Raw genomic sequence first — 21,760 nt, 5'->3', positions numbered from 1 at the left:
GCGCCTTACCAAACAATGATGAGGCCCGCATGAGTGACATCCTCGCAGACAGCTTAGACGGCGTAGAACGCCGGTCGCTGGCTGACTTCACCGAAAATGCCTACCTCAACTACTCCATGTACGTGATCATGGACCGTGCCCTGCCGCATATCGGCGACGGCCTGAAGCCTGTACAGCGGCGCATTATCTACGCCATGAGTGAGTTGGGCCTGGACGCCGATTCCAAGCACAAGAAATCGGCGCGTACCGTCGGTGACGTGCTCGGTAAGTTCCACCCCCACGGCGACTCGGCGTGCTACGAAGCCATGGTGCTGATGGCCCAGCCGTTCAGCTACCGCTACACGCTGGTGGACGGCCAGGGCAACTGGGGTGCGCCGGATGATCCAAAGTCCTTCGCCGCGATGCGTTACACCGAAGCGCGTCTGTCGCGTTACTCGGAAGTACTGCTGAGCGAGCTGGGGCAGGGCACTGCGGACTGGGGGCCGAACTTTGACGGCACTCTCGACGAACCGCTGGTGTTGCCGGCACGTTTGCCGAATATCCTGCTCAATGGCACCACCGGTATCGCCGTCGGTATGGCCACAGATGTACCACCGCACAACCTGCGAGAAGTCGCCACGGCCTGCGTGCGTTTGCTTGATGAACCAAAGGCCACGGTGGAGCAACTCTGCGAGCACATCCAGGGCCCGGACTACCCGACCGAAGCGGAAATCATCACGCCGCGCGCCGACCTGCTGAAGATGTACGAAACCGGCAAGGGCTCGGTGCGCATGCGTGCCGTGTACCACATCGAGGATGGCGACATTATCGTCACCGCGCTGCCGCACCAGGTGTCGGGCGCCAAGGTGCTGGAGCAGATCGCCGCGTTGATGCAGGCCAAACCGTCGAAACTGCCGCAGGTCGCCGACCTGCGTGACGAGTCGGACCACGAAAACCCATGCCGCATCGTGATCATCCCGACCAACAGCCGGGTCGACCACGAAGTGCTGATGCAACATCTGTTCGCCAGCACTGAGTTGGAGTCCAGCTACCGGGTCAACGTCAATATCATCGGCCTGGACGGTAAGCCGCAGCTGAAAAACCTGCGCAACCTGCTGGTGGAGTGGCTGGAGTTCCGGATCAATACCGTGCGCCGCCGCCTGCAATTCCGTCTGGATAAGGTTGAGCGCCGCTTGCACCTGTTGGACGGCTTGCTGATCGCCTACCTCAACCTGGACGAAGTGATCCACATCATTCGTACCGCCGAGCACCCGAAAGCCGAGCTGATCGCGCGTTTCGAGCTGAGCGAAATCCAGGCTGACTACATCCTCGACACCCGCTTGCGCCAATTGGCGCGACTGGAAGAAATGAAGCTGCGTGACGAACAGGACGCGTTGCTCAAGGAACAAGCCAAGCTGCAAGCGCTGTTGGGCAGCGAAGCCAAGCTCAAGAAGCTGGTGCGCAGCGAGCTGATCAAAGACGCCGAAACCTATGGCGATGACCGCCGTTCGCCGATCGTGCAGCGTGCAGAGGCAAAAGCGCTGACCGAAACCGAGCTGCTGCCGAACGAGAAAATTACCGTCGTTCTGTCGGAAAAGGGTTGGGTTCGTTCCGCCAAGGGGCATGATATTGACGCCACTGGTTTGTCGTACAAGGCGGGTGACGGGTTCAAGACCGCTGCCGCCGGGCGTTCCAACCAGTTTGCGGTGTTTATCGACTCCACCGGACGCAGTTATTCGGTGCCGGCCCACACCTTGCCATCGGCACGGGGCCAGGGCGAGCCGTTGACGGGGCGGCTTACGCCGCCGCCGGGGGCGAATTTTGAATGTGTGCTGCTGCCGGACGACGACGCGCTTTACGTGATCGCCTCCGACGCGGGTTACGGTTTTGTGGTCAAGGGTGAAGACCTGCAGGCCAAGAACAAAGCGGGCAAGGCCTTGCTGAGCTTGCCGAACAACGCCAAGGTGATCCTGCCGCGGCCAGTGGACGACCGAGAGAGCAACTGGCTGGCGTCGGTGACCACCGAAGGGCGTTTGTTGGTGTTCAAAATCAGCGACTTGCCGCAGTTGGGCAAAGGCAAGGGTAACAAGATCATTGGTATTCCCGGCGAGCGGGTGGCCAGTCGCGAAGAGTACGTGACCGACATCGCAGTGATCCCGGAAGGTTCGACCTTGGTGCTTCAGGCCGGGAAACGCACGTTGTCACTGCGTCCCGATGACCTTGAGCACTACAAGGGCGAGCGTGGTCGGCGTGGTAACAAACTGCCTCGGGGCTTCCAGCGAGTGGATGCGTTGCTGGTGGAAACGCCGGTTTAACGCGTTTTAGAGCCCTCGATCTACGATTTAACGCGTAGATCGACGCTTTGGCGCTGGAGTCATGGCGCATATTCACGGATGATATGGCCTTTCCAGCGCCGGCGTGGCCGAGCGTGTTTAGGTTATTTTTAGTATTACATTGTGGTTCGCCTTGTGGCAGCCACCTGGATGGGATGATGACTGCTCCACGCCTTCCTTTTATTTTCATGCTCGCTGGCCTTTTGGGGCTGGCGGGTTGCAGCACACACCAGCCGGTGTCGCTGTACCAGTTGGACAGCGGAAGTCCAGCTCAACCTGCGCAGACTGCCGGCATGGCGGTGTTGCTGGGCCCGGTGGTCGTCGCCGACTACCTGCAACGTGAAACCCTTCTGCAACGTCAGAACGACGGCAGCCTGCAAGGTTCCACCGATGGTCGTTGGGCGGGCAGTTTATCGTCCGACATCAACCAACTGATGTTGCGCCAGGTGGCGGGTCAGTTGGACAGTCAGCGTGTGGTCCTGGCGCCGGCGCCAGCCGGTTTTTCGCCGGATGTACAGGTCTTGCTGACTATTACCCGGCTCGACTCCGGTACGTCGCAACCGGCGATCCTCGATGCGCAATGGCGCTTGATCGACCGTCGTGGCCAGGTACGCGATAACCGCATCGTGCACCTGCAGGAAGAGCACACCGGTAGCACCGCGTCTCAGGTCCAGGCACAGGGCGTGTTGTTGCAGCATTTGGCGCAGCAGTTGTCGGTGGCCCTCAAGCCATTGGCCAACCAACCGCCGATTGCCGAGGCGCCCCGCAAGCAGAGCGCCCCGGTACAGGCCAAGCCGGCAGAGCCGCAGAAGCCGAAGATGCCGATGGCTACGCCGATCCGTACGGACATGGAAGTGTTCAGGTTCTGATCTGAATCGCGCATAAAAAAGGCCCGCTGACTCAGCGGGCCTTTTTATTTGTGCGCGGTTTGAGCCACGCCGCGGACCCAATGTGGGAGGGGGCTTGCCCCCGATAGCGGTGGTTCAGTTAATGATGTGTTAACTGATACTCGGCTATCGGGAGCAAGCCCCCTTGTGTCCGACCGTTTTATTTGGTGCGGGTCTCATGCATCCGCGCCAACTGCCGTTCCAGCATCGACGGGTACGGCTCCATCAACCGCTCCACGCAACTGGCACCTTCAGGGCTGGCAATCGGGCGGATACGCGCGCGTTGGCGGATCAGCGTGTCTTCGCTGATCTTGCGCTCCACCAGCAGCAGGTTGCGGCTGTGTTGTGAGAGGGCCAATGCATCCTGGGCCATTTCGGTCAGCAACAGGTCGATCTGGCTCATGCCGAACAGGTCGTCGCCTACCGTCAGGCCGAGCTGCAATTGCAGGGTGATGCCGCTGTCGGCCACTTCGATCTGCAATTCATGGCCCAGGGCGCGCAGCAGCTCGCCGCAGCAAATCGCGTTGGTCAGGTAGTCTTCGCCGCTGTCTTCGCTGTGGAACAGCATCAACGTGCTGCCATCGTTCAGGGTGTGCAGTTCGCTCTGGTACAGCGAAGCAGCCTGGTCGAGGCAGTCACGGTAGCGCTCCAGCAATTCGGTCAGGCGGGCGCGGGGCAGGCGGCGCAGTTGGTCCTGGGCGCCCAGTTGTACGGCGAGCACTGCACTGTATTGCGGCTCGGTGCTGCGTACCGGGGCCGGCTTGGGCGCAATGGCGCTGCTGTCGGCGGACGTATCACGCAGGTCGGCAAAGGGATCGTCTTCGTCCAGCTCGTCTTCTTCGGCCTTGAATGCATGGCGCGGCGCAGGCTTGAGGCCCGCCACCGGAGGGCGCTCGTCGAAACCCGGATCACGCAGGTTGCGTACTTCAAACTCCGGCTCTTGCTCGTAGTCGGTGTCGTCGAACTCCGGCTCCGGCTCAACTTCAGGCACCACGGGTTCCGGGGCAAAGCTGGCGTGTAACTGGCGGGCGAGGTCGCCGATTTCATCCTGGCGGTCGGTGGCCGGGGTGTGCTCATCAATGTCCCGCAGCCAGATACGCAGTTGCATCAACGGCGTGGAAATATGCCGACCCAGGCGTAAGCTCAAGGCCAGGGCCAATGCCAGCAGGATCGCGCTGAGGATCCCCATGCTCTGCAGGCTGATGGTCATCGGCTGCTGGAATTGCTGCATGTCCAGGCTGATGCGCAGTTGGCCGGCCTTCACATCCTGAAAGGTAATGTTGCTCTGGTAGAGGCCTTCGGCTTCACCCAGCAAGCCGTTTTTCGGACGTTGCCCGGCCTCGGCCATGATCCGATTGTCCACGCTGTAGATGGCGGCGTGGGCCACCAGCGGGTTCTTGGTCAGGTTGTTGAGCAGCACGTTGAGGCTGAGGATGTCGTTGGACACCAGCAGCTCAGTCGCCGAGGTGGCGGTCTGGGTGGTCAAGCTCTCGCCCAGGGCATCGGCTTGCTCGTGCATGGCCTGCTTGAACTGCAAACCCATCACGCAGGCGTAGATCACCAGGGCCAGGGCGACCAGGATCACGTTATGGCTGGCGATGCGTAATGCGATCGGTACACGGCGGTGGCGCAGTGCCCGGAAGATCAGCAGGAAGAAATTATCGGTTTTTACTGGCGTGGGCCGGTTCACTTGCGCTCGGCTCTTGGTCCGTGAAGTTGACGCGCAGTATAGCGACAGCCCTAGGACCGGCAAAGCGCTGGCTGTGCCCGATGGTCACTGAAAGTGGGTAGAATGCGGTTTTTTTCCAGCCTGGGGGTGCGCCTTGCGCGAAATTGTCCTGATTAACATCACTGGTGAAGACCGCCCGGGTCTTACTGCGGCTATTACGGGAGTGCTGGCCCAGGGTGGTGTGAACATTCTCGACATCGGCCAGGCGGTGATCCACGACACCCTGTCGTTCGGGATCCTGGTCGAGATCCCGAGCACGGAACAGGCGTCTTCAGTACTCAAGGACATCCTGTTTACGGCTTACAAGCTGGACCAGCAGGTGCGTTTCACGCCGGTGTCCGAAGAGGACTACCAGCAGTGGGTCGCCGGCCAGGGCAAGAAACGCCATATCGTGACGCTGCTGACCCGCAAGGTCACCGCCGAGCAACTGCAGCGCGTCAGCTCCATCACCGCGCACTATGGCCTGAATATCGACCATATCGACCGTCTGTCGGGTCGCATGCCGCTGGACACCCCGGCCGACAAGGGCAAGGGCTGCATCGAGTTCTCCGTGCGCGGTGAACCGGCCGACCCGCAAGCCCTGCGCGCCGAATTTCTCAGCGTGGCCCAGGAACTGAACGTCGATATCGCCTTTCAGGAGGATTCGCTGTTCCGTCGCAACCGTCGCCTGGCGGTGTTCGACATGGACTCGACGCTGATCGAAGCTGAAGTCATCGACGAACTGGCCAAGGCAGCCGGCGTGGGCGAGCAGGTTTCCGCAATCACCGAGCGCGCCATGGCCGGTGAACTCGATTTTCGCGCCAGCTTCAAAGAGCGCCTCGCGCTGCTCAAGGGCCTGGACGTGAGCGTGCTGGACGCCATCGGCGCCTCCCTGCGCCTGACCGAAGGCGCCGAAACCCTGTTCGCCGAACTCAAGCGCCTGGGTTACAAGACCGCCATTCTGTCGGGCGGCTTCACCTACTTCGCCAAGCAATTGCAGGCCAAGCTGGGCATCGACTATGTGTTCGCCAACGAGCTGGAAGTGGTGGATGGCAAGGTGACCGGCGTGGCGGTGGAGCCGATTGTCGACGCCCAGCGCAAAGCGGACTTGCTGAAGGAATTGGCCAACAAGGAAGGTCTGCGCCTGGAGCAGACCATTGCGGTCGGCGATGGGGCCAATGACTTGCCAATGCTGGCGATTGCCGGATTGGGCGTGGCGTTCCGTGCCAAGCCGCTGGTGAAACAGTCGGCCAAGCAGGCGATTTCGACGTTGGGGCTGGACGGGGTGTTGTATCTGTTGGGCTTCCGCGACCGCGATGGTCAGCTTTAACTGAATAAACGCAGTTCAAAATGTGGGAGGGGGCTTGCCCCCGATAGCGGTGTATCAGTCAGCAGATAAGTTGGCTGACACACCGCCATCGGGAGCAAGCCCCCTCCCACATTAGACCTCATAGCGTTCGAATCAGGCGTTTGGCAGTGCGATGCCTTGGCCCATTTGCACTGGGCTGCCCGCCACCAATTCTTCCGCCCACTTCACCTGATCCGGCCCGAACAGCACGATTGCGGTCGAACCCAGTTTGAAGCGACCCAGCTCCGCACCTTTCTCCAGGTGAATCGGCGCACGTGCCGCTTCGTCATAGCGGAAGGTTTTCAGCTCGCGCTTCGGCGGCGTCACCAGCCCGGCCCACACGGTTTCAATCGACGCCACAATCATCGCGCCCACCAATACCACGGCCATCGGGCCACGTTCGGTGTCGAAGATGCACGCAACGCGCTCGTTACGTGCGAACAGCTCGGGTACGTTTTCCGCGGTGGTCTGGTTCACCGAGAAGATACGTCCAGGGATGTAGACCATCTCGCGCAGAGTGCCGGCGAGTGGCATGTGCACGCGGTGGTAGTCTTTCGGCGACAGGTAAACGGTGGCGAAATCGCCGCCCATGAACGGCGCCGACAAGGCCGCATCGCCACCCAGCAGTTCCAGCACGCTGAAGCTGTGGCCTTTGGCCTGGAACACACGACCATGCTCGATCGGGCCAAGCTGGCTGACTGCGCCATCGGCGGGGCTCAACACCGCACCAGGGGTTTGATCCAGTGGGCGTGCGCCGTCTTTCAATGCGCGAGTGAAGAAGGCGTTGAAGTGCTCATAAGCGGTCAGGTCCTCAACCAAGGCCTGGGACATGTCCACTTGATAGCGCTTGGCGAACCAGGCGGTGAAGGTATTCTTGAACCAGCGCACGCGGCACTCGGCAATGCAGCCTGCCAGGCGCGACAGCAGGTGGTGCGGCAGCAAGTACTGGCTGAGGATAAACAACTGCTTTTTCATTTACTGTCCTTAAACCTTAAATCTCGACGGGGGTGTCGGGGTGGTTGCCCCATTCGCCCCAGGAACCGGCATAACCTTTGACTCGCGGATAACCGAGTGCCTTGGCCACCAGGTAGGTGAAGCCAGAGCGGTGGTGAGTCTGGCAGTGGGTGATGATTTCTTTGTCTTTGGTCAGCCCGAGGTCTTCGAGGATCTGCGGCATGTCGCGGCGGATACGCAGGTTGCGTGCCTTGTCCATGCCGGCCGTCCATTCGAAGTTCACCGCGCCGGGGATGTGCCCGCCTTTGGCCGCCAGCACCTTCTCGCCGGAATACTCCAGCGGGCCGCGTGCGTCCCAGATGCCCAGGTCGGCCGCGCCCAGGCGGCTTTGCAGGTATTCACGGGTGGCGGTGGGGCCGTCGTGCAGCGTCAGGCTGACCGGGCCGCCGACTGGGGCGGGCACGTCGGTGGAGACCGGGTGTTTTTCGTCCAGCCACGCCAGCAGGCCGCCGTCAAGGTAGTGGTATTTCTGGTGGCCGATCACATCGAGCATCCAGATAAAACGCCCGGCCCAGCCGCCGCCTTCGTCGTCATAGACCACGTAGGTGGCGTCGGGGGTATGGCCCAATTCGCCGAACAGTGCTTCCAGGTCAGCTTTGTTGGGCAGCAAACCGGGCGCCGGCGCCTGGCCCAACTGGGTGCGCTTGGGGTCAACGAAATGCGCGCCGGGGATATGCCCTTCGGCGTAGCGGGCGGCACTGGTGAGGTCCACCAGAATCAGGTGTTCGGCCTCCAGGCGGCCGAGCAGGTCGCCGGCTTCGATCACCAGCGGCAAGCCAGAGAAGTCAGGCATGTGAGGTCTCCTGGGCACAAATGTTGGCATTAAAGGACCGCGATTGTAGCGCAAGCATCAGGCGCTGCGGTTGGTAAAGCAGTGCAGGGCTTTCTCGATGCATTGGGCGGTTTTGCCGAAGGCTTGCACGGTGGTTTCCGAGAACGGCCCGCCACCCTGGTCGGCCACCATCAGCATCACCACCTTGCCATTGCAGCTCAGGGAGCGTAGCAACAGGTGTTCGCCAGTAAACAGGCGGCGCAGGATCGGCGGTAGCAGTGCCGAGAACTGCGCGTGGTTGTCCGGCGTGAGGCGCACCTGGGCGGACTTTTCCAGCAGGCGCTGCAGCAGCGTGCTGTTGACCACGTCCAGGCTCAGGTTGGCTGCGTCTTTCGGCAGGCCGTCGACCTGATGCACGCGCAACATGCTCTGCGCGCGATCGGTCATCAGCAACATGACCCGCTGCATGCCGCTGGCCACCAAGGCCTCCTTGGCGCACGTGGTCAGGTGCATGGCGTTGGCAAAGCGGCTGGGCTCTACCAGCAGCTCGGTGCAGCGCTTGCGCCACACGGCCAGGGCCTCGGCGGTGGGCGGTGGCGCGGGTAGCAGGCCGCGATGAATTTTCTGCACATGCCAGGGCCAGATCAGCGACAGCGCCGGGTGCCAGAGGTCAGGCATCAACGTGTTGCGGGCGCTGGCGACGGCTTGCTGGTGAACCTGTTGTTGCACCTCGCCCAACGGCTGTTGCAGGTACAGCGCCGTGAGGCGCTGCCAGCGCTCGGTATGCGGGCAGGTCCAAGACTCCTGGGCCGACATCGCCAGGCCGTTGGCCAGCAACACCGTATTGGCCGGCTGGTTGAGCCAGCGGCGCAGGTTGGGTTCGGCGTCGAGCAATTGTTGATGGCGCAGGGGGTCTTCTTCGCGGGCGATATGCAGCGCCTTGACCAGCAAACGCTGTTCGGTCAACAGCAGCTTGTAGCCCTGGGATACCCAGATCGGCAGGTGCCAGGCTTCGGTCAGGCCGACGCACAGGTCCAGCAGGCGCACGCCGAATAAGGCCTGTTCCACCTCGCGGGCCGATTGGCCTTTATGGATCACCCGCAGTTCCCATTCTTCCAGGAGTTTGGGGTACGCGACTGCCATCGGCCACAGCGGCGACAGAAACAGCAGGCTACCCCAATGAATGTCTTGCCACAGGCGCGCCAGGCGGCTGCCGAACAAACCGTTGGCTTGCTGCGAAGCGTGCTGGCTCACCAGCAACAATTGGCGCAGTGCCACGGGAATCTCGTTTTCGGGCACTGCGGGCAAGCGCGCCAGCAGTTCTTCGGCGCGCTTGAGGCCCAGGCGGTTAAGCGCCACTTCGAGATTTTCTGCCGGCTCAGCCAGGCTGCCGTGGGTGTGGCTGTTGGCCTCGCGCATCACGCTGAGCACCAGCGCCGGGCTGTCTTGCATCAGCTCGGCAATATCCCGCAATGAACTGCGGCTGTCGCGGATGCCCTTGCACACACGGTCGTGGCTGGCCTGTGGAACAGGCAGCAGCACATCGTCCAGGCGCTTGATCCAAGCGGCGAGAGAGGTAGGTTTAGCAGTTGGGACTGTCGTTTCATTAGCCATGATTGGGGCGCGATCATCACTTGCGGTCAACACACCCGGAGCGGGCCGAACTGGCTTTTCGCCTTAACGGGCTATAGTCTGGCGCAGTTTTGCCGATAAGAGGAACAAGAGTTTTCAGTTCCCCCCAATATGTCCATGAACCCGACGGCGCAAGTACTCATCTCCTATGGCTAAAATTATCGGCATCATTGTCGTCATCGCAAGTGTGCTCGGTGGGTACGTCCTGTCCCACGGTAAAATTGCTGCGCTGATCCAGCCCTTCGAAGTGCTGATCATCGGTGGTGCGGCATTCGGCGCATTCTTGCAGGCGAACCCCGGCTACATGACGATGCACGTGGTCAAGAAATCCCTGGGCATGTTCGGTTCACGCTTCACCCACACCTTCTATCTGGAGGTGTTGGGCCTGGTCTACGAGATCCTCAACAAGAGCCGCCGCGAAGGCATGATGGCGATCGAAGGTGACATCGAGGACGCTGCGGCCAGCCCGATTTTCGCCAAGTACCCGGCCGTGCTCAAAGATGAGCGCATGACCGCCTACATCTGTGACTACTTGCGCATCATGTCCTCCGGCAACATGGCTCCCCATGAGCTGGAAGGCCTGTTCGACATGGAGTTGTTCAGCCTTAAAGAAGAGCTGGAGCACCCGTCCCACGCCGTGACCGGTGTCGCTGATGGTATGCCGGGTTTCGGTATCGTCGCGGCGGTACTCGGTATTGTGGTGACCATGGCTTCCCTGGGTGAAGGCGACCAAGCCGCCATCGGTATGCACGTCGGTGCGGCACTGGTCGGTACCTTCTTCGGTATTCTCGCGGCTTACGGCTTCTTCGGTCCGTTGGCCACCTCCCTGGCCCATGACGCCAAGGAAGAAATCAACCTGTACGAATCGATCAAGGCCAGCCTGGTGGCTTCCGCTTCCGGCATGCCGCCGTCGCTGGCGGTGGAGTTCGGTCGTAAAGTGCTGTACCCCAAGCATCGCCCGAGCTTCGCCGAGTTGGAACAAGCGGTTCGCGGTCGCTAAGCCATGGAAAACAACCAGCCGATAATCATCAAGCGCGTCAAGCGCTTCGCTGCGGGGCACCATGGTGGCGCCTGGAAAATCGCCTTCGCCGACTTTGCGACGGCGATGATGGCGTTCTTCCTGGTGCTGTGGCTGATGTCCACCGCCACGCCGGAACAGAAGATTGCCATCGCCGGCTACTTCAAAGACCCCATTGGTTTCTCGGAAAGTGGCACGCCCTTCGTGATCGACCTGGGCGGTTCGCCGCAGTTGGCGCCTGAGCGCACCATCAACCCGGAAGTCAAAACCGAAGCGCCTCAGGAAAAGATCCCTATCGAGCGCGATACCGTTGAGGCCATGGCCGAGCAGGTTGAGCAAGAGCGCCTGGAACTGTTGCTGCAAGAACTGCAGACCAAGGTTGAGGAAAACCCGCAACTGCTGAAGTTCAAGGACCAGATTTCGTTCGAGATCACCCCGGACGGCTTGCGCATCCAGATCACCGATGCGGCCAACCGGCCGATGTTCGACTCGGGCAGTGCGCGCCTGAAGCCGTACTTTGAAGACATCCTGCTGGCCATGGCCGACACCATCAAGGCGGTGCCGAACAAGATCAGCATCAGCGGCCACACCGACGCCAAGCCGTATGCGGGCCAGGGCGACTTCGGCAACTGGGAGCTTTCGGCCAACCGTGCCAACGCCGCACGTCGCGCGCTGGTGGCCGGCAGTTACCCGGACCCGCAAGTGGCGCGGGTGGTGGGGTTTGCATCGTCGCAGCTGTTTGATCACAAGGAGCCGTTCAACCCGATCAACCGCCGTATCGATATCGTCGTGCTGACCAAAAAGGCCCAACGTGCGATTGAAGGTGATCAGCCGCCGGCTCCGCAGCCCACTCCGGGCGCAGGCGCACCGGGTGAAGTTCCGACCGATCCGAACGCCATTCCGCCAGGGCAAGAGCCATTGCCGGCGCATGAGCTGCGCCAGAAGCTGAATCTGTTTGATGAGGGTGGGGTGAAGGATCCTACGGTGCCTAAGGCTGGGTCGTAAGCCACATCCTATAGGCACCACCCATTAAAACGCCCCGACTGATCGGGGCATTTTAATTTCTGGTCAGAGCGGGAGATAGGCTTTGACACCGCTGATGACGCCTCGCATGTCCTCGGTGCAGAGGCGTGGGACGAAGTACTCGCGCCCTTTCGATCGGGTCTTCCTATGGAGTTTGTCGAGGCACTCGAAGCTGACGGTATAAATCATGTCGCACTTCACCCACAGCGCCTTGTAGCCATCGGATTGAAGTGGATTTGTACGTAGCAAGTGGTGCCAGTCGTGCTGTATCTCGGGAGCGGTAGATGAGATCGGCACCACGGTGCAGAGTTTGCGATTATGGGTTGCAGTAGGGGATATCACGACGACCTTGCGGATCTTCAGCATCTCCGGGGCAACAAAACCTCGTGTGAAGTCGCAGAGCAGTACATCGCCCTGTTTGGGGTGATAGTAGAGAGCCAATCGTTAATTCCCCACAAAAAGCAAAGCCGCCCGAAGGCGGCTTCATTCGACGCGCAGTGGAGCTTGCTTCGCCCCTTCTGCGCCGCTGGATCAACCCCGAAAAGGATCCAGACTCCTGCCAGCTTGCGCTGGTGACGGAGAGATTATGAGCATCAGGGATTTCGAATTCAAGCTGGCTTGCGTCGACGAGCCACCCAGTTGTTCCGAATTCTTGATGCCAGCCCCCGTTAAATCAATGGACTAGCGCGCTTTGCGCCGCCATTTATATGTGTCAAGAAATGGCCGCTCAATAACTGCTTTCGGGCAAACTCGCAATAATCGACCGATAGCTATTCATCCGCTGCTGCTGCACACGTCCATCTTCCAAGGCCTTGAGCAGCGCACAGCCCGGCTCGCGGTCGTGTTTGCAATCGCGGAAGCGGCAGGTGCCGATCAGGTCGTTGAATTCGATAAAGCCCGCTTCCACGTCGCTGCGGCTGACGTGGCCTAGGCCGAATTCGCGGATACCCGGGGAGTCGATCAGCTCACCGCCGCCGGGGAAGTGGAACAGTCGCGCGGTGGTGGTGGTGTGAGTGCCCTGGCCGGACAGTTCCGACAGTGGGCCCACGCGGGTGTCGACTTCCGGCAGCAGGCTGTTGACCAGCGAGGATTTACCCACGCCCGATTGGCCGACAAACACGCTGATACGTCCGTCCAGCTGCTGTTGCAGCTGTTCCATGCCATTGCCGTGATGCGCCGACACTTCCAGCACTGGGTAGCCGAGGGTGCGGTACACCGCTAGCAAGGCGTTGAGCGCTGGGGCGTTCTGCTCGTCAATCAGGTCGAATTTGTTCAGCAGCAGCAGCGGACGAATGCCCGCGTGCTCGGCGGCGACCAGGTAACGGTCAATCAGGTTGGCATGGGGCTCGGGCAGCGGCGCGAACACAATGACGATCATGTCGACGTTGGCCGCTACCGGCTTGAGCTGGCCACGACTGTCCGGGCGACGCAGTTCGGTGGTGCGTGGCAACTGGGCGACGATCACGCCGATACCCTGGTTGCCGGCCCGCCATACCACTTTATCGCCGGTGACCAGCGCAGGAAGGTTGGCGCGCAGGTGGCAACGGGACACTGACCCTGCGAGTTCGCCTTCGAGCGCCTCGACTTCGACCTGCACACCAAAGTGCGCGATCACCAGGCCCGTCTGCTCGGGGCCCAGGTCGCCGCCCTCGAGCGCTTCCACGGCGGAGGATTCGCGTTTGGCGGCGCGTGCGGCGCGTTCGCCTTGAATCTTTTCGATGCGCCAGTTTTGGCGACGGTTGAGCTGGCGTTTGGCCATTGGTGTTCCGTGTCGATAATGCAAAGGTTAGATAAAACGGTCGCGAGTCTAGCACGCCCCTGCCTGCTAAACTGCGCAGCTACGCCAAGGTGCCAAGAGAATCAAGCCATGCAAAACCCACAGAACCTGATTTGGATCGATCTGGAAATGACCGGTCTGAACCCCGACACCGACGTTATCATCGAGATGGCGACCATTGTCACTGACAGCAACCTCAACACCTTGGCGGAAGGTCCGGTGATCGCCATCCACCACAGCGACGCCGTACTCGCCACCATGGACGAGTGGAACACCCGCACCCACGGCAACTCCGGCCTGACCCAGCGCGTGCGCGACAGTCGCATCAGCATGGCTGAGGCCGAGGCTGAAACCATCGCCTTCCTGGAAAAGTGGGTGCCCAAGGGCAAGTCGCCGATCTGCGGCAACAGCATCTGCCAGGACCGGCGCTTCCTTTATACGCACATGAAGGGGCTGGAAAGCTACTTCCACTACCGCAACCTGGATGTGTCCACCTTGAAAGAGCTGGCTGCGCGCTGGGCGCCGGAAGTCAAAGACAGCTTCCATAAAGGCAGCACTCACTTGGCGCTGGACGATATTCGCGAGTCGATTGCTGAGCTGCAGCATTACCGCAAGCATTTCATCAAGGCCTGAGTGTTTGGCGCCTGTATCGGCCTCATCGGGGGCAAGCCCCCTCCCACATTTGACTGCGTTCACACATCAAGGTGTGGGAGGGGGCTTGCCCCCGATGACGTGACGCGGTCTTTCGCCAAGCGCCCCCTTTTGGTGCCATCAGCAAATGATTAGACTGCCGGCCTCAATGCAAGGATCGCCCTCATGCTGCTGATGCTCTACCTCATCGCCATCACCGCCGAAGCCATGACGGGTGCGTTGTCCGCCGGGCGGCGTGGCATGGACTGGTTTGGCGTGGTGCTGATCGCGTGTGTGACGGCGCTGGGCGGTGGTTCGGTGCGTGACGTGCTGCTCGGCCATTACCCGCTGACCTGGGTCAAGCACCCGGAATACCTGGTGCTGACCTCCGTTGCCGCGCTGGTGACGATCTTCATCGCCCCACTGATGCGCCATCTGCGCTCGCTGTTCCTGGCGCTCGACGCCGTGGGCCTGGTGGCCTTCACCCTGATCGGCTGCATGACCGCCCTGGAAATGGGCCACGGCATGCTCGTGGCGTCGGTCAGCGGGGTGATCACCGGCGTATTTGGCGGCATCTTGCGCGACATCTTCTGCAACGATATCCCGCTGATCTTCCGCCGCGAGCTGTACGCCAGCGTGTCGTTCCTCGCCGCCTGGTTTTATTTGCTGTGCCTTTATCTGGAGCTGCCCAGCGAACAAGCGATTCTGCTGACCCTGTTCAGCGGTTTTCTATTGCGCCTGCTCGCAATCCGCTTTCACTGGGAAATGCCCAAGTTCGTCTACAACGACGACGTGCACTAGCGCGAAGCGTGCTGGTTCAGCGCCCATTCCACATGCTCGCGCACCAGCTCGGAGGGGTAATCCTGGCGTGCCTTCAAGGCTTCCAGCACCGGAATGCTCGACGGCGCGTTGCCCAGGCCTACCGCCAGGTTGCGTAACCAGCGCTCATAACCGGCGCGACGTAGCGGCGAGCCTTCGGTGCTGCTGAGGAATTTATCCTCGTCCCACATAAACAGTTCGGCCAGTTCCGCGTTATCCAGGTTGTGGCGTGGCTTGAAATCGCTTTCGGCGGTGGCGCCGGCGAAACGATTCCACGGGCAAACGATCTGACAGTCATCGCAGCCAAACACGCGGTTGCCGATCAACGGGCGCAAGTCTTCGGGGATCGCGCTTTTGAGCTCAATGGTCAGGTAGGAAATACAGCGCCTCGCGTCCAGCACATAGGGGCCTACGAAGGCATTGGTGGGACAGATATCCAGGCACGCCGTGCAGCGCCCGCAGTGTTCGGTGCTGTGGGGCGGGTCCACTGGCAGCGGTAAGTCGACAAACAGTTCGCTCAGGAAGAAGTAACTGCCGGCCTTGCGATTGAGGACCAGGGTGTTTTTACCGATCCAGCCCAACCCGGCTTTTTCGGCGATGGCTTTTTCCAGCACCGGCGCGCTGTCGACGAAGGCGCGGAAACCAAAGGGGCCGATCTGCGCTTGAATGCGGTCGGCCAGTTGCTGCACGCGCTTGCGGATCAGCTTGTGGTAGTCGCGGCCCAGGGCGTAGCGCGAGATATAGGCTTTTTCCGGCTTGGCCAGCAGTTGCGCCATCTGCGTGTCGCCGGGCAGGTAGTCCATGCGCAGCGAGACCACGCGCAAAGTACCGGGCACCAGCTCTTCGGGGTGCGAGCGTTTGCTGCCATGGGCGCCCATGTACTCCATCTCGCCGTGGTAACCCGCGTCGAGCCAGCGTTGCAGGTGCTGTCCATGCTCGGCCAGGTCCAGGCCGCTGATGCCGACTTGTTGAAAGCCCAGCTCGCGGCCCCAGTCTTTGATCGATTGGGCGAGGGCAGGCAGATCGGTGGTGATGGCAGGCATGAGACAAGGGAAACCGCAGGTTAGATAGGTATAATTCTGCCAGACATCGGAGCTTGAAGACGCATGCCGCAGACAAAACACGCAATAACCGACGTACAGCCCCTGTTGCACGGCCACTTGCCGCAACTGGCCGCACGTTCCCCGGACGCCCATAAAGGCCAGTTCGGCCACCTGTTGGTCATTGGCGGTGACCGCGGCTTTGGCGGCGCAGCGCTGTTGAGTGCCGAAAGTGCCCTGCGCAGTGGCGCCGGCATGGTGTCCCTGGCGACCCGCCTGGAGCACGTGCCCGCGGCGTTGACGCGTTTGCCGGAGGTCATGACCGTTGGAGTGAACTCGGCCAATCAACTGATGAGCCTGTTGGAAAAAATCTCGGTCATTGTGATCGGTCCCGGCCTGGGCGATGCCGCTTGGGGCAAAAGCCTCTTGTCCGTTGCGGCCAACGCCAAGCAGCCGCAAGTCTGGGATGCCGACGCGCTGAACCAACTCGCCACCGGCGGCGTCGGCCTGCCGGCCAACTGCGTGATCACTCCGCATCCGGGGGAGGCAGCGCGCTTGCTGGGTATGTCGACAGCCGAGGTTCAGGCTGATCGTCTTAAGGTAGCGCGCGCGTTGAGCGAGAAATTCAACGCCGTGGCTATCCTCAAGGGGGCTGGCAGTTTGATTGCCAGCCCGGACGGACGTGTCTCGCGATGTGACCAAGGCCACCCGGCCATGGCCGCGGCGGGGCTCGGTGACGTGTTGGCCGGCCTGGCGGGGGCACTGCTTGCCCAAGGCATGCAGGCTTTTGAGGCAAGCTGCCTGGCCGTGTGGTTGCACGCCACGGCGGGGGATCGCCAGGGCACCTTTGGTCGCGGGCTGGCGGCAAGCGACCTGATACCCGCCATTCGTCAATTGCTGGAGGAGCAGTCGCCGTGTCTGAAGTAATCCTTTTCCTGGCCGATGAAGAGGCCATGGTTGCTTTCGGCCAGCGCATTGCCCAGGTCACCGCCGGGGCAGGGCTGATCTTTCTGGAGGGCGACCTGGGGGCGGGCAAGACCACACTGTCCCGGGGGATCATCCGCGGATTGGGGCACGCCGGGGCGGTAAAAAGCCCGACGTTCACCTTGGTGGAACCCTATGAAATTGGCGAGGTGCGGGCGTTCCATTTCGACCTCTATCGCCTGGTCGATCCCGAAGAGCTGGAGTTCATGGGCATCCGTGATTACTTCGATGAAGATGCGTTGTGCCTGATCGAGTGGCCAGATAAAGGCACAGGCTTTTTGCCAAAGCCGGACCTGACCATTACCATTACGCCGCATGAGCATGGACGTCAGCTGAAGTTGTTGCCCCAAAGCGCGCGCGGCCAGTCGTGGTGCGCCGCTTTGGCATTGGAATTCAAATAATTGGTGGGGTTAGGTATGCGCTTTCGCGCGTTGGTTGCTGTCGTAGGGGTGTTGCTTGCGGCAATGACTGTCAATGCTCTGGCTGCTTCACAGGTGAAAAGCGTTCGCCTGTGGCGAGCGCCGGATAACACGCGACTGGTGTTCGACCTGTCTGGCCCGGTCCAGCACAGCGTCTTTACCCTGACGGCGCCTGATCGCCTGGTGATCGACATCAACGGTGCGACCCTGGCCGCGCCGCTGAAAGTCTCCACCGCCAACACCCCGATCACCGCCATGCGCTCGGCCCAGCGTACGCCGACCGACCTGCGCGTGGTGATCGACCTGAAAAAGGTCGTGACCCCGAAAAGCTTCTCCCTGGCGCCAAACGCACAGTATGGCAACCGCTTGGTGGTTGACCTGTTCGACAATGCCGCCGATGCCGCACCGCCACCCGCGCCAACCCCAAGCGTCGCAACGGTGCCGGCCGTGCCGGTCAGCCCGTCGCAGCCGCAGGTCAAACTGCCACCGCCGCCACCGGCTCCGGCCGGCAAGCGCGATATCATTGTGGTGATCGACGCCGGCCACGGTGGCGAGGACCCGGGGGCCTCCGGCTCGCGCGGCCAGCATGAAAAAGACGTGGTGCTGGCCATCGCCCGCGAGTTGCAGCGCCAGGTCAATGGCATGAAAGGCTATCGCGCCGAGCTGACGCGTACCGGCGACTACTTCATTCCATTGCGCGGGCGTACCGAAATCGCCCGCAAGAAAGGCGCCGACCTGTTTGTGTCGATCCACGCCGACGCCGCGCCTTCAGCGGCTGCCTTTGGCGCGTCGGTGTTTGCCCTGTCGGATCGCGGCGCTACGTCCGAGACGGCGCGTTGGCTGGCCGACAGCGAAAACCGTTCCGACTTGATCGGCGGCGCCGGCAATGTGTCCCTCGATGACAAGGACAAAATGCTGGCCGGCGTGCTGCTCGACCTGTCGATGACGGCCTCGCTGACGTCCAGCTTGAACGTTGGCCAAAAAGTATTGAGCAACATCGGCCGGGTGACCTCGCTGCACAAGCAGCGCGTGGAGCAAGCCGGGTTCATGGTGTTGAAGTCGCCGGACATCCCGTCGATCCTGGTGGAAACCGGGTTTATCTCCAACTCCAACGAAGCCTCGAAGCTGGCCAGCGCCAGCCATCAACAGGCGCTGGCACGCTCGATCAGCGCCGGTATTCGCCAGTTCTTCCAGCAGAATCCGCCGCCGGGCACCTACATCGCCTGGCTGCGTGACTCGGGCAAAATCGCCCAGGGCCCGCGTGATCATCGCGTGCAGCCCGGCGACACCCTGGCGATGTTGGCGGTGCGGTTCCAGGTCTCGGCCGCTACCTTGCGCAGTGCCAACAACCTGAAAACCGATGAGCTCAAAGTCGGCCAGGTGTTGACCATCCCCGGCACTGAATTGGCGGCACAGTAATGAGCGAATCAACCTTGAACAGTGGGTCGCGTATCGAGCTGCTCAGCCCGCGCCTGGCGAACCAGATCGCAGCGGGGGAAGTGGTTGAGCGTCCCGCATCGGTGATCAAGGAGCTGCTGGAAAACAGCATCGACTCAGGTGCCAAGCGTATCGATGTCGACGTGGAACAGGGCGGCGTCAAGCTGCTGCGGGTGCGTGACGATGGCAGCGGCATCTCCTCCGACGACCTGCCGTTGGCCCTGGCCCGTCACGCCACCAGCAAGATCCGCGACCTGGAAGACCTTGAGCGCGTGATGAGCCTGGGCTTTCGCGGTGAGGCCCTGGCGTCGATCAGCTCCGTGGCACGTCTGACCCTGACGTCACGCACCCGTGACGCCGATCAAGCCTGGCAAGTGGAAACCGAAGGCCGCGACATGGCGCCTCGAGTCCAGCCGGCCGCCCACCCGGTGGGGACGTCGGTGGAAGTGCGCGACCTGTTCTTCAACACCCCGGCGCGACGCAAATTCCTCAAGGCCGAAAAAACCGAATTCGATCACCTGCAGGAAGTCATCAAGCGCCTGGCCCTGGCCCGTTTCGACGTGGCCTTCCACCTGCGCCACAACGGCAAGACCATCCTTAGCCTGCATGAAGCCCATGACGACGCGGCGCGTGCTCGCCGGGTGTCGGCTATTTGCGGCGCGGGGTTCCTGGAGCAGGCGCTGCCGATTGAAATCGAACGCAATGGCCTGCGCCTGTGGGGCTGGGTCGGTTTGCCGACCTTCTCCCGCAGCCAAGCGGACCTGCAGTACTTTTTTGTGAACGGCCGTGCAGTGCGCGACAAGCTGGTAGCCCATGCGGTGCGCCAGGCGTACCGCGATGTGCTGTTCAATGGGCGGCACCCGACGTTTGTGCTGTTCTTCGAGGTCGACCCGTCGGTGGTGGACGTCAACGTGCACCCCACCAAACACGAAGTGCGCTTCCGTGATGGGCGCATGGTGCATGATTTCCTTTACGGCACCTTGCACCGCACCCTGGGCGATGTGCGTCCGGATGATCAGTTGTCTGCCCCCATCGTAACGGCAGTGGTGCGGCCGAGCGGCCCGGAAGCCGGTGAGTTCGGCCCCCAGGGCGAAATGAGCCTGGCGGCCAACCTGCTGCAATCGCCGCAGCCGCAGCCGTCGTACACCGCGCCGGGTTCCGGTTCGGGGGCGGGTTATCAGTACCAATACACGCCGCGTCCGCAATCGGCGGTGCCGGTGGCCGAGGCCCAGGCGGCGTATCGCGAGTTTTTTGCGCCGCTGCCGGGGGCTGAGCCGGGTGCACCTGTCGCCTTGCCGGAGGGCGGTGGAGATATTCCGCCGTTGGGTTATGCGCTGGCGCAGCTCAAGGGCATCTACATCCTGGCGGAAAACGCCCATGGCCTGGTGCTGGTGGATATGCACGCCGCCCACGAGCGGATCATGTACGAGCGCCTCAAGATTGCCATGGCCAGTGAAGGCCTCAGCGGCCAGCCGCTGCTGGTGCCGGAATCCCTGGCGGTCAGCCAGCGTGAGGCTGATTGCGCAGAAGAGCACCACTGCGTGTTCCAGAAGCTCGGCTTTGAACTGCAGCGCCTGGGCCCGGAAACCCTGGCCATCCGCCAGATTCCCGCACTGCTCAAGCAGGCCGAGGCCAACCGGCTGGTAGCCGACGTACTCGCCGACCTGATGGAGTACGGCACCAGTGACCGTATCCAGGCGCACATCAACGAATTGCTCGGCACCATGGCTTGCCACGGTGCCATCCGCGCCAATCGCCGCCTGGCCCTGCCGGAAATGAACGGCTTGCTGCGCGACATGGAAAACACCGAACGCAGCGGGCAATGCAACCATGGCCGGCCGACCTGGACCCAGATGGGCCTGGACGACCTGGACAAACTGTTCTTGCGCGGCCGTTGATGAGTGCCTTGCCCCCCGCGATCTTCCTGATGGGTCCTACGGCCGCCGGCAAGACCGACCTGGCCATCGAGCTGACCAAGGTGTTGCCATGCGAGCTGATCAGTGTCGACTCTGCCCTGGTTTACCGGGACATGGACATTGGTACCGCCAAGCCTTCCAAAGCGCTGTTGGCACAGTATCCGCATAAGTTGATCGACATTATCGACCCGGCCGAGAGCTATTCGGCGGCGGATTTCCGTTCCGACGCGCTGGCCGCCATGGCCGAGATCACCGCGCGGGGCAATATTCCGCTGCTGGTGGGCGGTACGATGCTCTACTACAAGGCTTTGCAGGAGGGGCTGGCGGATATGCCGGCGGCCGACGCCCAGGTGCGCGCCGAGCTTGAGGAAGAGGCTGCACGCCTTGGCTGGCAAGCCCTGCACGACCAGTTGGCGGCAATAGACCCGGTATCCGCCGCGCGCATTCACCCCAACGACCCCCAGCGCCTTTCACGCGCCCTGGAAGTCTGGCGTGTGAGCGGGCAGACCATGACTGAACACCGGCTGAAACAAAGTGCGCAAAGTGCTGACGCAGGCGCATCTGGGCAGTCACAATTGCCCTATACTGTGGCGAATCTGGCCATCGCTCCGGCAAATCGCCAGGTGCTGCATGAACGAATTGCACAAAGATTCACAATTATGTTGGAACAGGGGTTTGTGGACGAGGTCGTAGCACTGCGTTCAAGAGGTGACCTGCATCCAGGGTTGCCGTCGATACGTGCTGTAGGCTACCGCCAAGTCTGGGATCATCTGGATGGAAAGCTGACGTCAGCTAAGATGCAGGAGCGCGGCATCATCGCCACGCGCCAATTGGCGAAACGCCAGTTCACCTGGTTGCGCAGCTGGAGCGATTTACACTGGCTGGACAGCCTGGACAGCGACAATCTGTCACGCGCCTTGAAATACTTGGGAACGGTCTCCATATTGAGCTGAGTCCTTGCAATTGCCGTCTATCCTTGGGGGTGTGACGGCCATAAGCTATCTATTTTCCGATTTTTTATTAT

Annotated in this window: 19 protein-coding genes; 12 read left to right on the top strand and 7 right to left on the bottom strand. The window is 61.6% G+C overall.

From position 1 onward, the window contains the following. The first annotated feature begins 29 nt into the window (after positions 1-29). Together parC and AO064_RS16360 are read left to right on the top strand one after the other, a co-directional pair. Positions 30-2,294 carry a DNA topoisomerase IV subunit A gene (parC, locus tag AO064_RS16365; RefSeq protein ID WP_012721898.1) on the top strand — a complete coding sequence of 755 codons (2,265 nt, stop codon included), beginning with the start codon at positions 30-32 and terminating at the stop codon, positions 2,292-2,294. Between the two features lie 176 nt (positions 2,295-2,470). Next, positions 2,471-3,181 carry a PqiC family protein gene (locus AO064_RS16360; protein ID WP_043204688.1) on the top strand — a complete coding sequence of 237 codons (711 nt, stop codon included), beginning with the start codon at positions 2,471-2,473 and terminating at the stop codon, positions 3,179-3,181. Between the two features lie 178 nt (positions 3,182-3,359). On the opposite strand, the gene AO064_RS16355 is transcribed toward AO064_RS16360, so the two are convergent. Then, complete coding sequence (locus AO064_RS16355; protein ID WP_046033921.1) at positions 3,360-4,889, bottom strand: AhpA/YtjB family protein; 1,530 nt, start codon at positions 4,887-4,889, stop codon at positions 3,360-3,362. A 133-nt stretch (positions 4,890-5,022) separates the two neighbouring features. On the opposite strand from AO064_RS16355, the gene serB reads away from it, so the two are divergent. Next, on the top strand, positions 5,023-6,237 hold the full coding sequence (serB, locus tag AO064_RS16350) for a phosphoserine phosphatase SerB (protein ID WP_064053991.1): 1,215 nt from the start codon (positions 5,023-5,025) through the stop codon (positions 6,235-6,237). A gap of 132 nt (positions 6,238-6,369) precedes the next feature. On the opposite strand, the gene asd is transcribed toward serB, so the two are convergent. The 3 genes from asd to AO064_RS16335 are packed head-to-tail and all read right to left on the bottom strand — an operon-like array spanning position 6,370 to position 9,655. Then, positions 6,370-7,230 (bottom strand): archaetidylserine decarboxylase, encoded by an 861-nt coding sequence (asd, locus tag AO064_RS16345; protein ID WP_064053990.1) that lies wholly within the window; start codon positions 7,228-7,230, stop codon positions 6,370-6,372. 16 nt (positions 7,231-7,246) lie between these two features. After that, positions 7,247-8,062, bottom strand: coding sequence for a rhodanese-like domain-containing protein (locus AO064_RS16340; RefSeq protein ID WP_064053989.1), 816 nt, complete (start codon positions 8,060-8,062; stop codon positions 7,247-7,249). Positions 8,063-8,119: 57 nt separating this feature from the next. Next, the gene (locus AO064_RS16335) at positions 8,120-9,655 is read right to left on the bottom strand and encodes an HDOD domain-containing protein (protein WP_064053988.1); all 1,536 of its coding nucleotides are present in this window, start codon (positions 9,653-9,655) and stop codon (positions 8,120-8,122) included. Between the two features lie 166 nt (positions 9,656-9,821). On the opposite strand from AO064_RS16335, the gene motA reads away from it, so the two are divergent. Beyond that, a complete protein-coding gene (gene motA, locus AO064_RS16330; protein WP_064053987.1) occupies positions 9,822-10,673 on the top strand; it encodes a flagellar motor stator protein MotA in 852 nt (283 codons plus the stop codon). Between the two features lie 3 nt (positions 10,674-10,676). Next, complete coding sequence (motB, locus tag AO064_RS16325) at positions 10,677-11,696, top strand: flagellar motor protein MotB (protein WP_064053986.1); 1,020 nt, start codon at positions 10,677-10,679, stop codon at positions 11,694-11,696. A 63-nt stretch (positions 11,697-11,759) separates the two neighbouring features. Here motB and AO064_RS16320 read toward each other — a convergent pair whose 3' ends face one another. Beyond that, the gene (locus AO064_RS16320) at positions 11,760-12,155 is read right to left on the bottom strand and encodes a type II toxin-antitoxin system PemK/MazF family toxin (RefSeq protein WP_064053985.1); all 396 of its coding nucleotides are present in this window, start codon (positions 12,153-12,155) and stop codon (positions 11,760-11,762) included. A gap of 286 nt (positions 12,156-12,441) precedes the next feature. Next, entirely contained in the window at positions 12,442-13,473 is a 1,032-nt protein-coding gene (rsgA, locus tag AO064_RS16315) for a small ribosomal subunit biogenesis GTPase RsgA (RefSeq protein WP_003171340.1), read from the bottom strand. A gap of 108 nt (positions 13,474-13,581) precedes the next feature. Here rsgA and orn point away from each other — a divergent pair, with 108 nt between their 5' ends. Together orn and AO064_RS16305 are read left to right on the top strand one after the other, a co-directional pair. After that, positions 13,582-14,124, top strand: a complete 543-nt coding sequence (gene orn / locus AO064_RS16310; protein WP_003171343.1) for an oligoribonuclease — start codon at positions 13,582-13,584, stop codon at positions 14,122-14,124. A gap of 183 nt (positions 14,125-14,307) precedes the next feature. Next, entirely contained in the window at positions 14,308-14,922 is a 615-nt protein-coding gene (locus tag AO064_RS16305) for a trimeric intracellular cation channel family protein (protein WP_012721908.1), read from the top strand. Here the strand turns inward: AO064_RS16305 and queG are convergent. Beyond that, the gene (queG, locus tag AO064_RS16300) at positions 14,919-15,983 is read right to left on the bottom strand and encodes a tRNA epoxyqueuosine(34) reductase QueG (RefSeq protein ID WP_064053984.1); all 1,065 of its coding nucleotides are present in this window, start codon (positions 15,981-15,983) and stop codon (positions 14,919-14,921) included. The genes AO064_RS16305 and queG overlap by 4 nt on opposite strands. Before the next feature lie 63 nt (positions 15,984-16,046). Between queG and AO064_RS16295 the strand changes: the two genes are divergently transcribed. From AO064_RS16295 to miaA, 5 genes are read left to right on the top strand one after another with little or no spacing between them, the layout of a single operon-like run. Further along, positions 16,047-16,907 (top strand): NAD(P)H-hydrate dehydratase, encoded by an 861-nt coding sequence (locus tag AO064_RS16295; protein ID WP_064053983.1) that lies wholly within the window; start codon positions 16,047-16,049, stop codon positions 16,905-16,907. Then, complete coding sequence (gene tsaE / locus AO064_RS16290) at positions 16,895-17,365, top strand: tRNA (adenosine(37)-N6)-threonylcarbamoyltransferase complex ATPase subunit type 1 TsaE (protein WP_046033925.1); 471 nt, start codon at positions 16,895-16,897, stop codon at positions 17,363-17,365. Before AO064_RS16295 ends, tsaE begins: the two co-directional genes overlap by 13 nt. Before the next feature lie 15 nt (positions 17,366-17,380). Further along, entirely contained in the window at positions 17,381-18,802 is a 1,422-nt protein-coding gene (locus tag AO064_RS16285) for an N-acetylmuramoyl-L-alanine amidase (protein ID WP_012721912.1), read from the top strand. Beyond that, positions 18,802-20,718, top strand: coding sequence for a DNA mismatch repair endonuclease MutL (mutL, locus tag AO064_RS16280; protein ID WP_064053982.1), 1,917 nt, complete (start codon positions 18,802-18,804; stop codon positions 20,716-20,718). Before AO064_RS16285 ends, mutL begins: the two co-directional genes overlap by 1 nt. Then, complete coding sequence (gene miaA, locus AO064_RS16275; protein WP_064053981.1) at positions 20,718-21,689, top strand: tRNA (adenosine(37)-N6)-dimethylallyltransferase MiaA; 972 nt, start codon at positions 20,718-20,720, stop codon at positions 21,687-21,689. Before mutL ends, miaA begins: the two co-directional genes overlap by 1 nt. The last annotated feature ends 71 nt before the right edge of the window (positions 21,690-21,760 follow it).

This window comes from Pseudomonas marginalis (assembly GCF_001645105.1).
In the GTDB taxonomy this organism is placed as follows: domain Bacteria; phylum Pseudomonadota; class Gammaproteobacteria; order Pseudomonadales; family Pseudomonadaceae; genus Aquipseudomonas; species Aquipseudomonas petroselini.
This window is presented reverse-complemented; position numbering and strand designations above follow the sequence as displayed.

Bases quoted from the DNA above. Each gene is read 5' to 3' on its own strand.
- parC (WP_012721898.1), top strand. From the start codon at position 30: ATGAGTGACATCCTCGCAGACAGCTTAGACGGCGTAGAACGCCGGTCG.
- AO064_RS16360 (WP_043204688.1), top strand. From the start codon at position 2,471: ATGACTGCTCCACGCCTTCCTTTTATTTTCATGCTCGCTGGCCTTTTG.
- asd (WP_064053990.1), bottom strand. From the start codon at position 7,230: ATGAAAAAGCAGTTGTTTATCCTCAGCCAGTACTTGCTGCCGCACCAC.
- AO064_RS16340 (WP_064053989.1), bottom strand. From the start codon at position 8,062: ATGCCTGACTTCTCTGGCTTGCCGCTGGTGATCGAAGCCGGCGACCTG.
- AO064_RS16335 (WP_064053988.1), bottom strand. From the start codon at position 9,655: ATGGCTAATGAAACGACAGTCCCAACTGCTAAACCTACCTCTCTCGCC.
- motA (WP_064053987.1), top strand. From the start codon at position 9,822: ATGGCTAAAATTATCGGCATCATTGTCGTCATCGCAAGTGTGCTCGGT.
- motB (WP_064053986.1), top strand. From the start codon at position 10,677: ATGGAAAACAACCAGCCGATAATCATCAAGCGCGTCAAGCGCTTCGCT.
- rsgA (WP_003171340.1), bottom strand. From the start codon at position 13,473: ATGGCCAAACGCCAGCTCAACCGTCGCCAAAACTGGCGCATCGAAAAG.
- orn (WP_003171343.1), top strand. From the start codon at position 13,582: ATGCAAAACCCACAGAACCTGATTTGGATCGATCTGGAAATGACCGGT.
- AO064_RS16305 (WP_012721908.1), top strand. From the start codon at position 14,308: ATGCTGCTGATGCTCTACCTCATCGCCATCACCGCCGAAGCCATGACG.
- queG (WP_064053984.1), bottom strand. From the start codon at position 15,983: ATGCCTGCCATCACCACCGATCTGCCTGCCCTCGCCCAATCGATCAAA.
- AO064_RS16295 (WP_064053983.1), top strand. From the start codon at position 16,047: ATGCCGCAGACAAAACACGCAATAACCGACGTACAGCCCCTGTTGCAC.
- AO064_RS16285 (WP_012721912.1), top strand. From the start codon at position 17,381: ATGCGCTTTCGCGCGTTGGTTGCTGTCGTAGGGGTGTTGCTTGCGGCA.
- mutL (WP_064053982.1), top strand. From the start codon at position 18,802: ATGAGCGAATCAACCTTGAACAGTGGGTCGCGTATCGAGCTGCTCAGC.
- miaA (WP_064053981.1), top strand. From the start codon at position 20,718: ATGAGTGCCTTGCCCCCCGCGATCTTCCTGATGGGTCCTACGGCCGCC.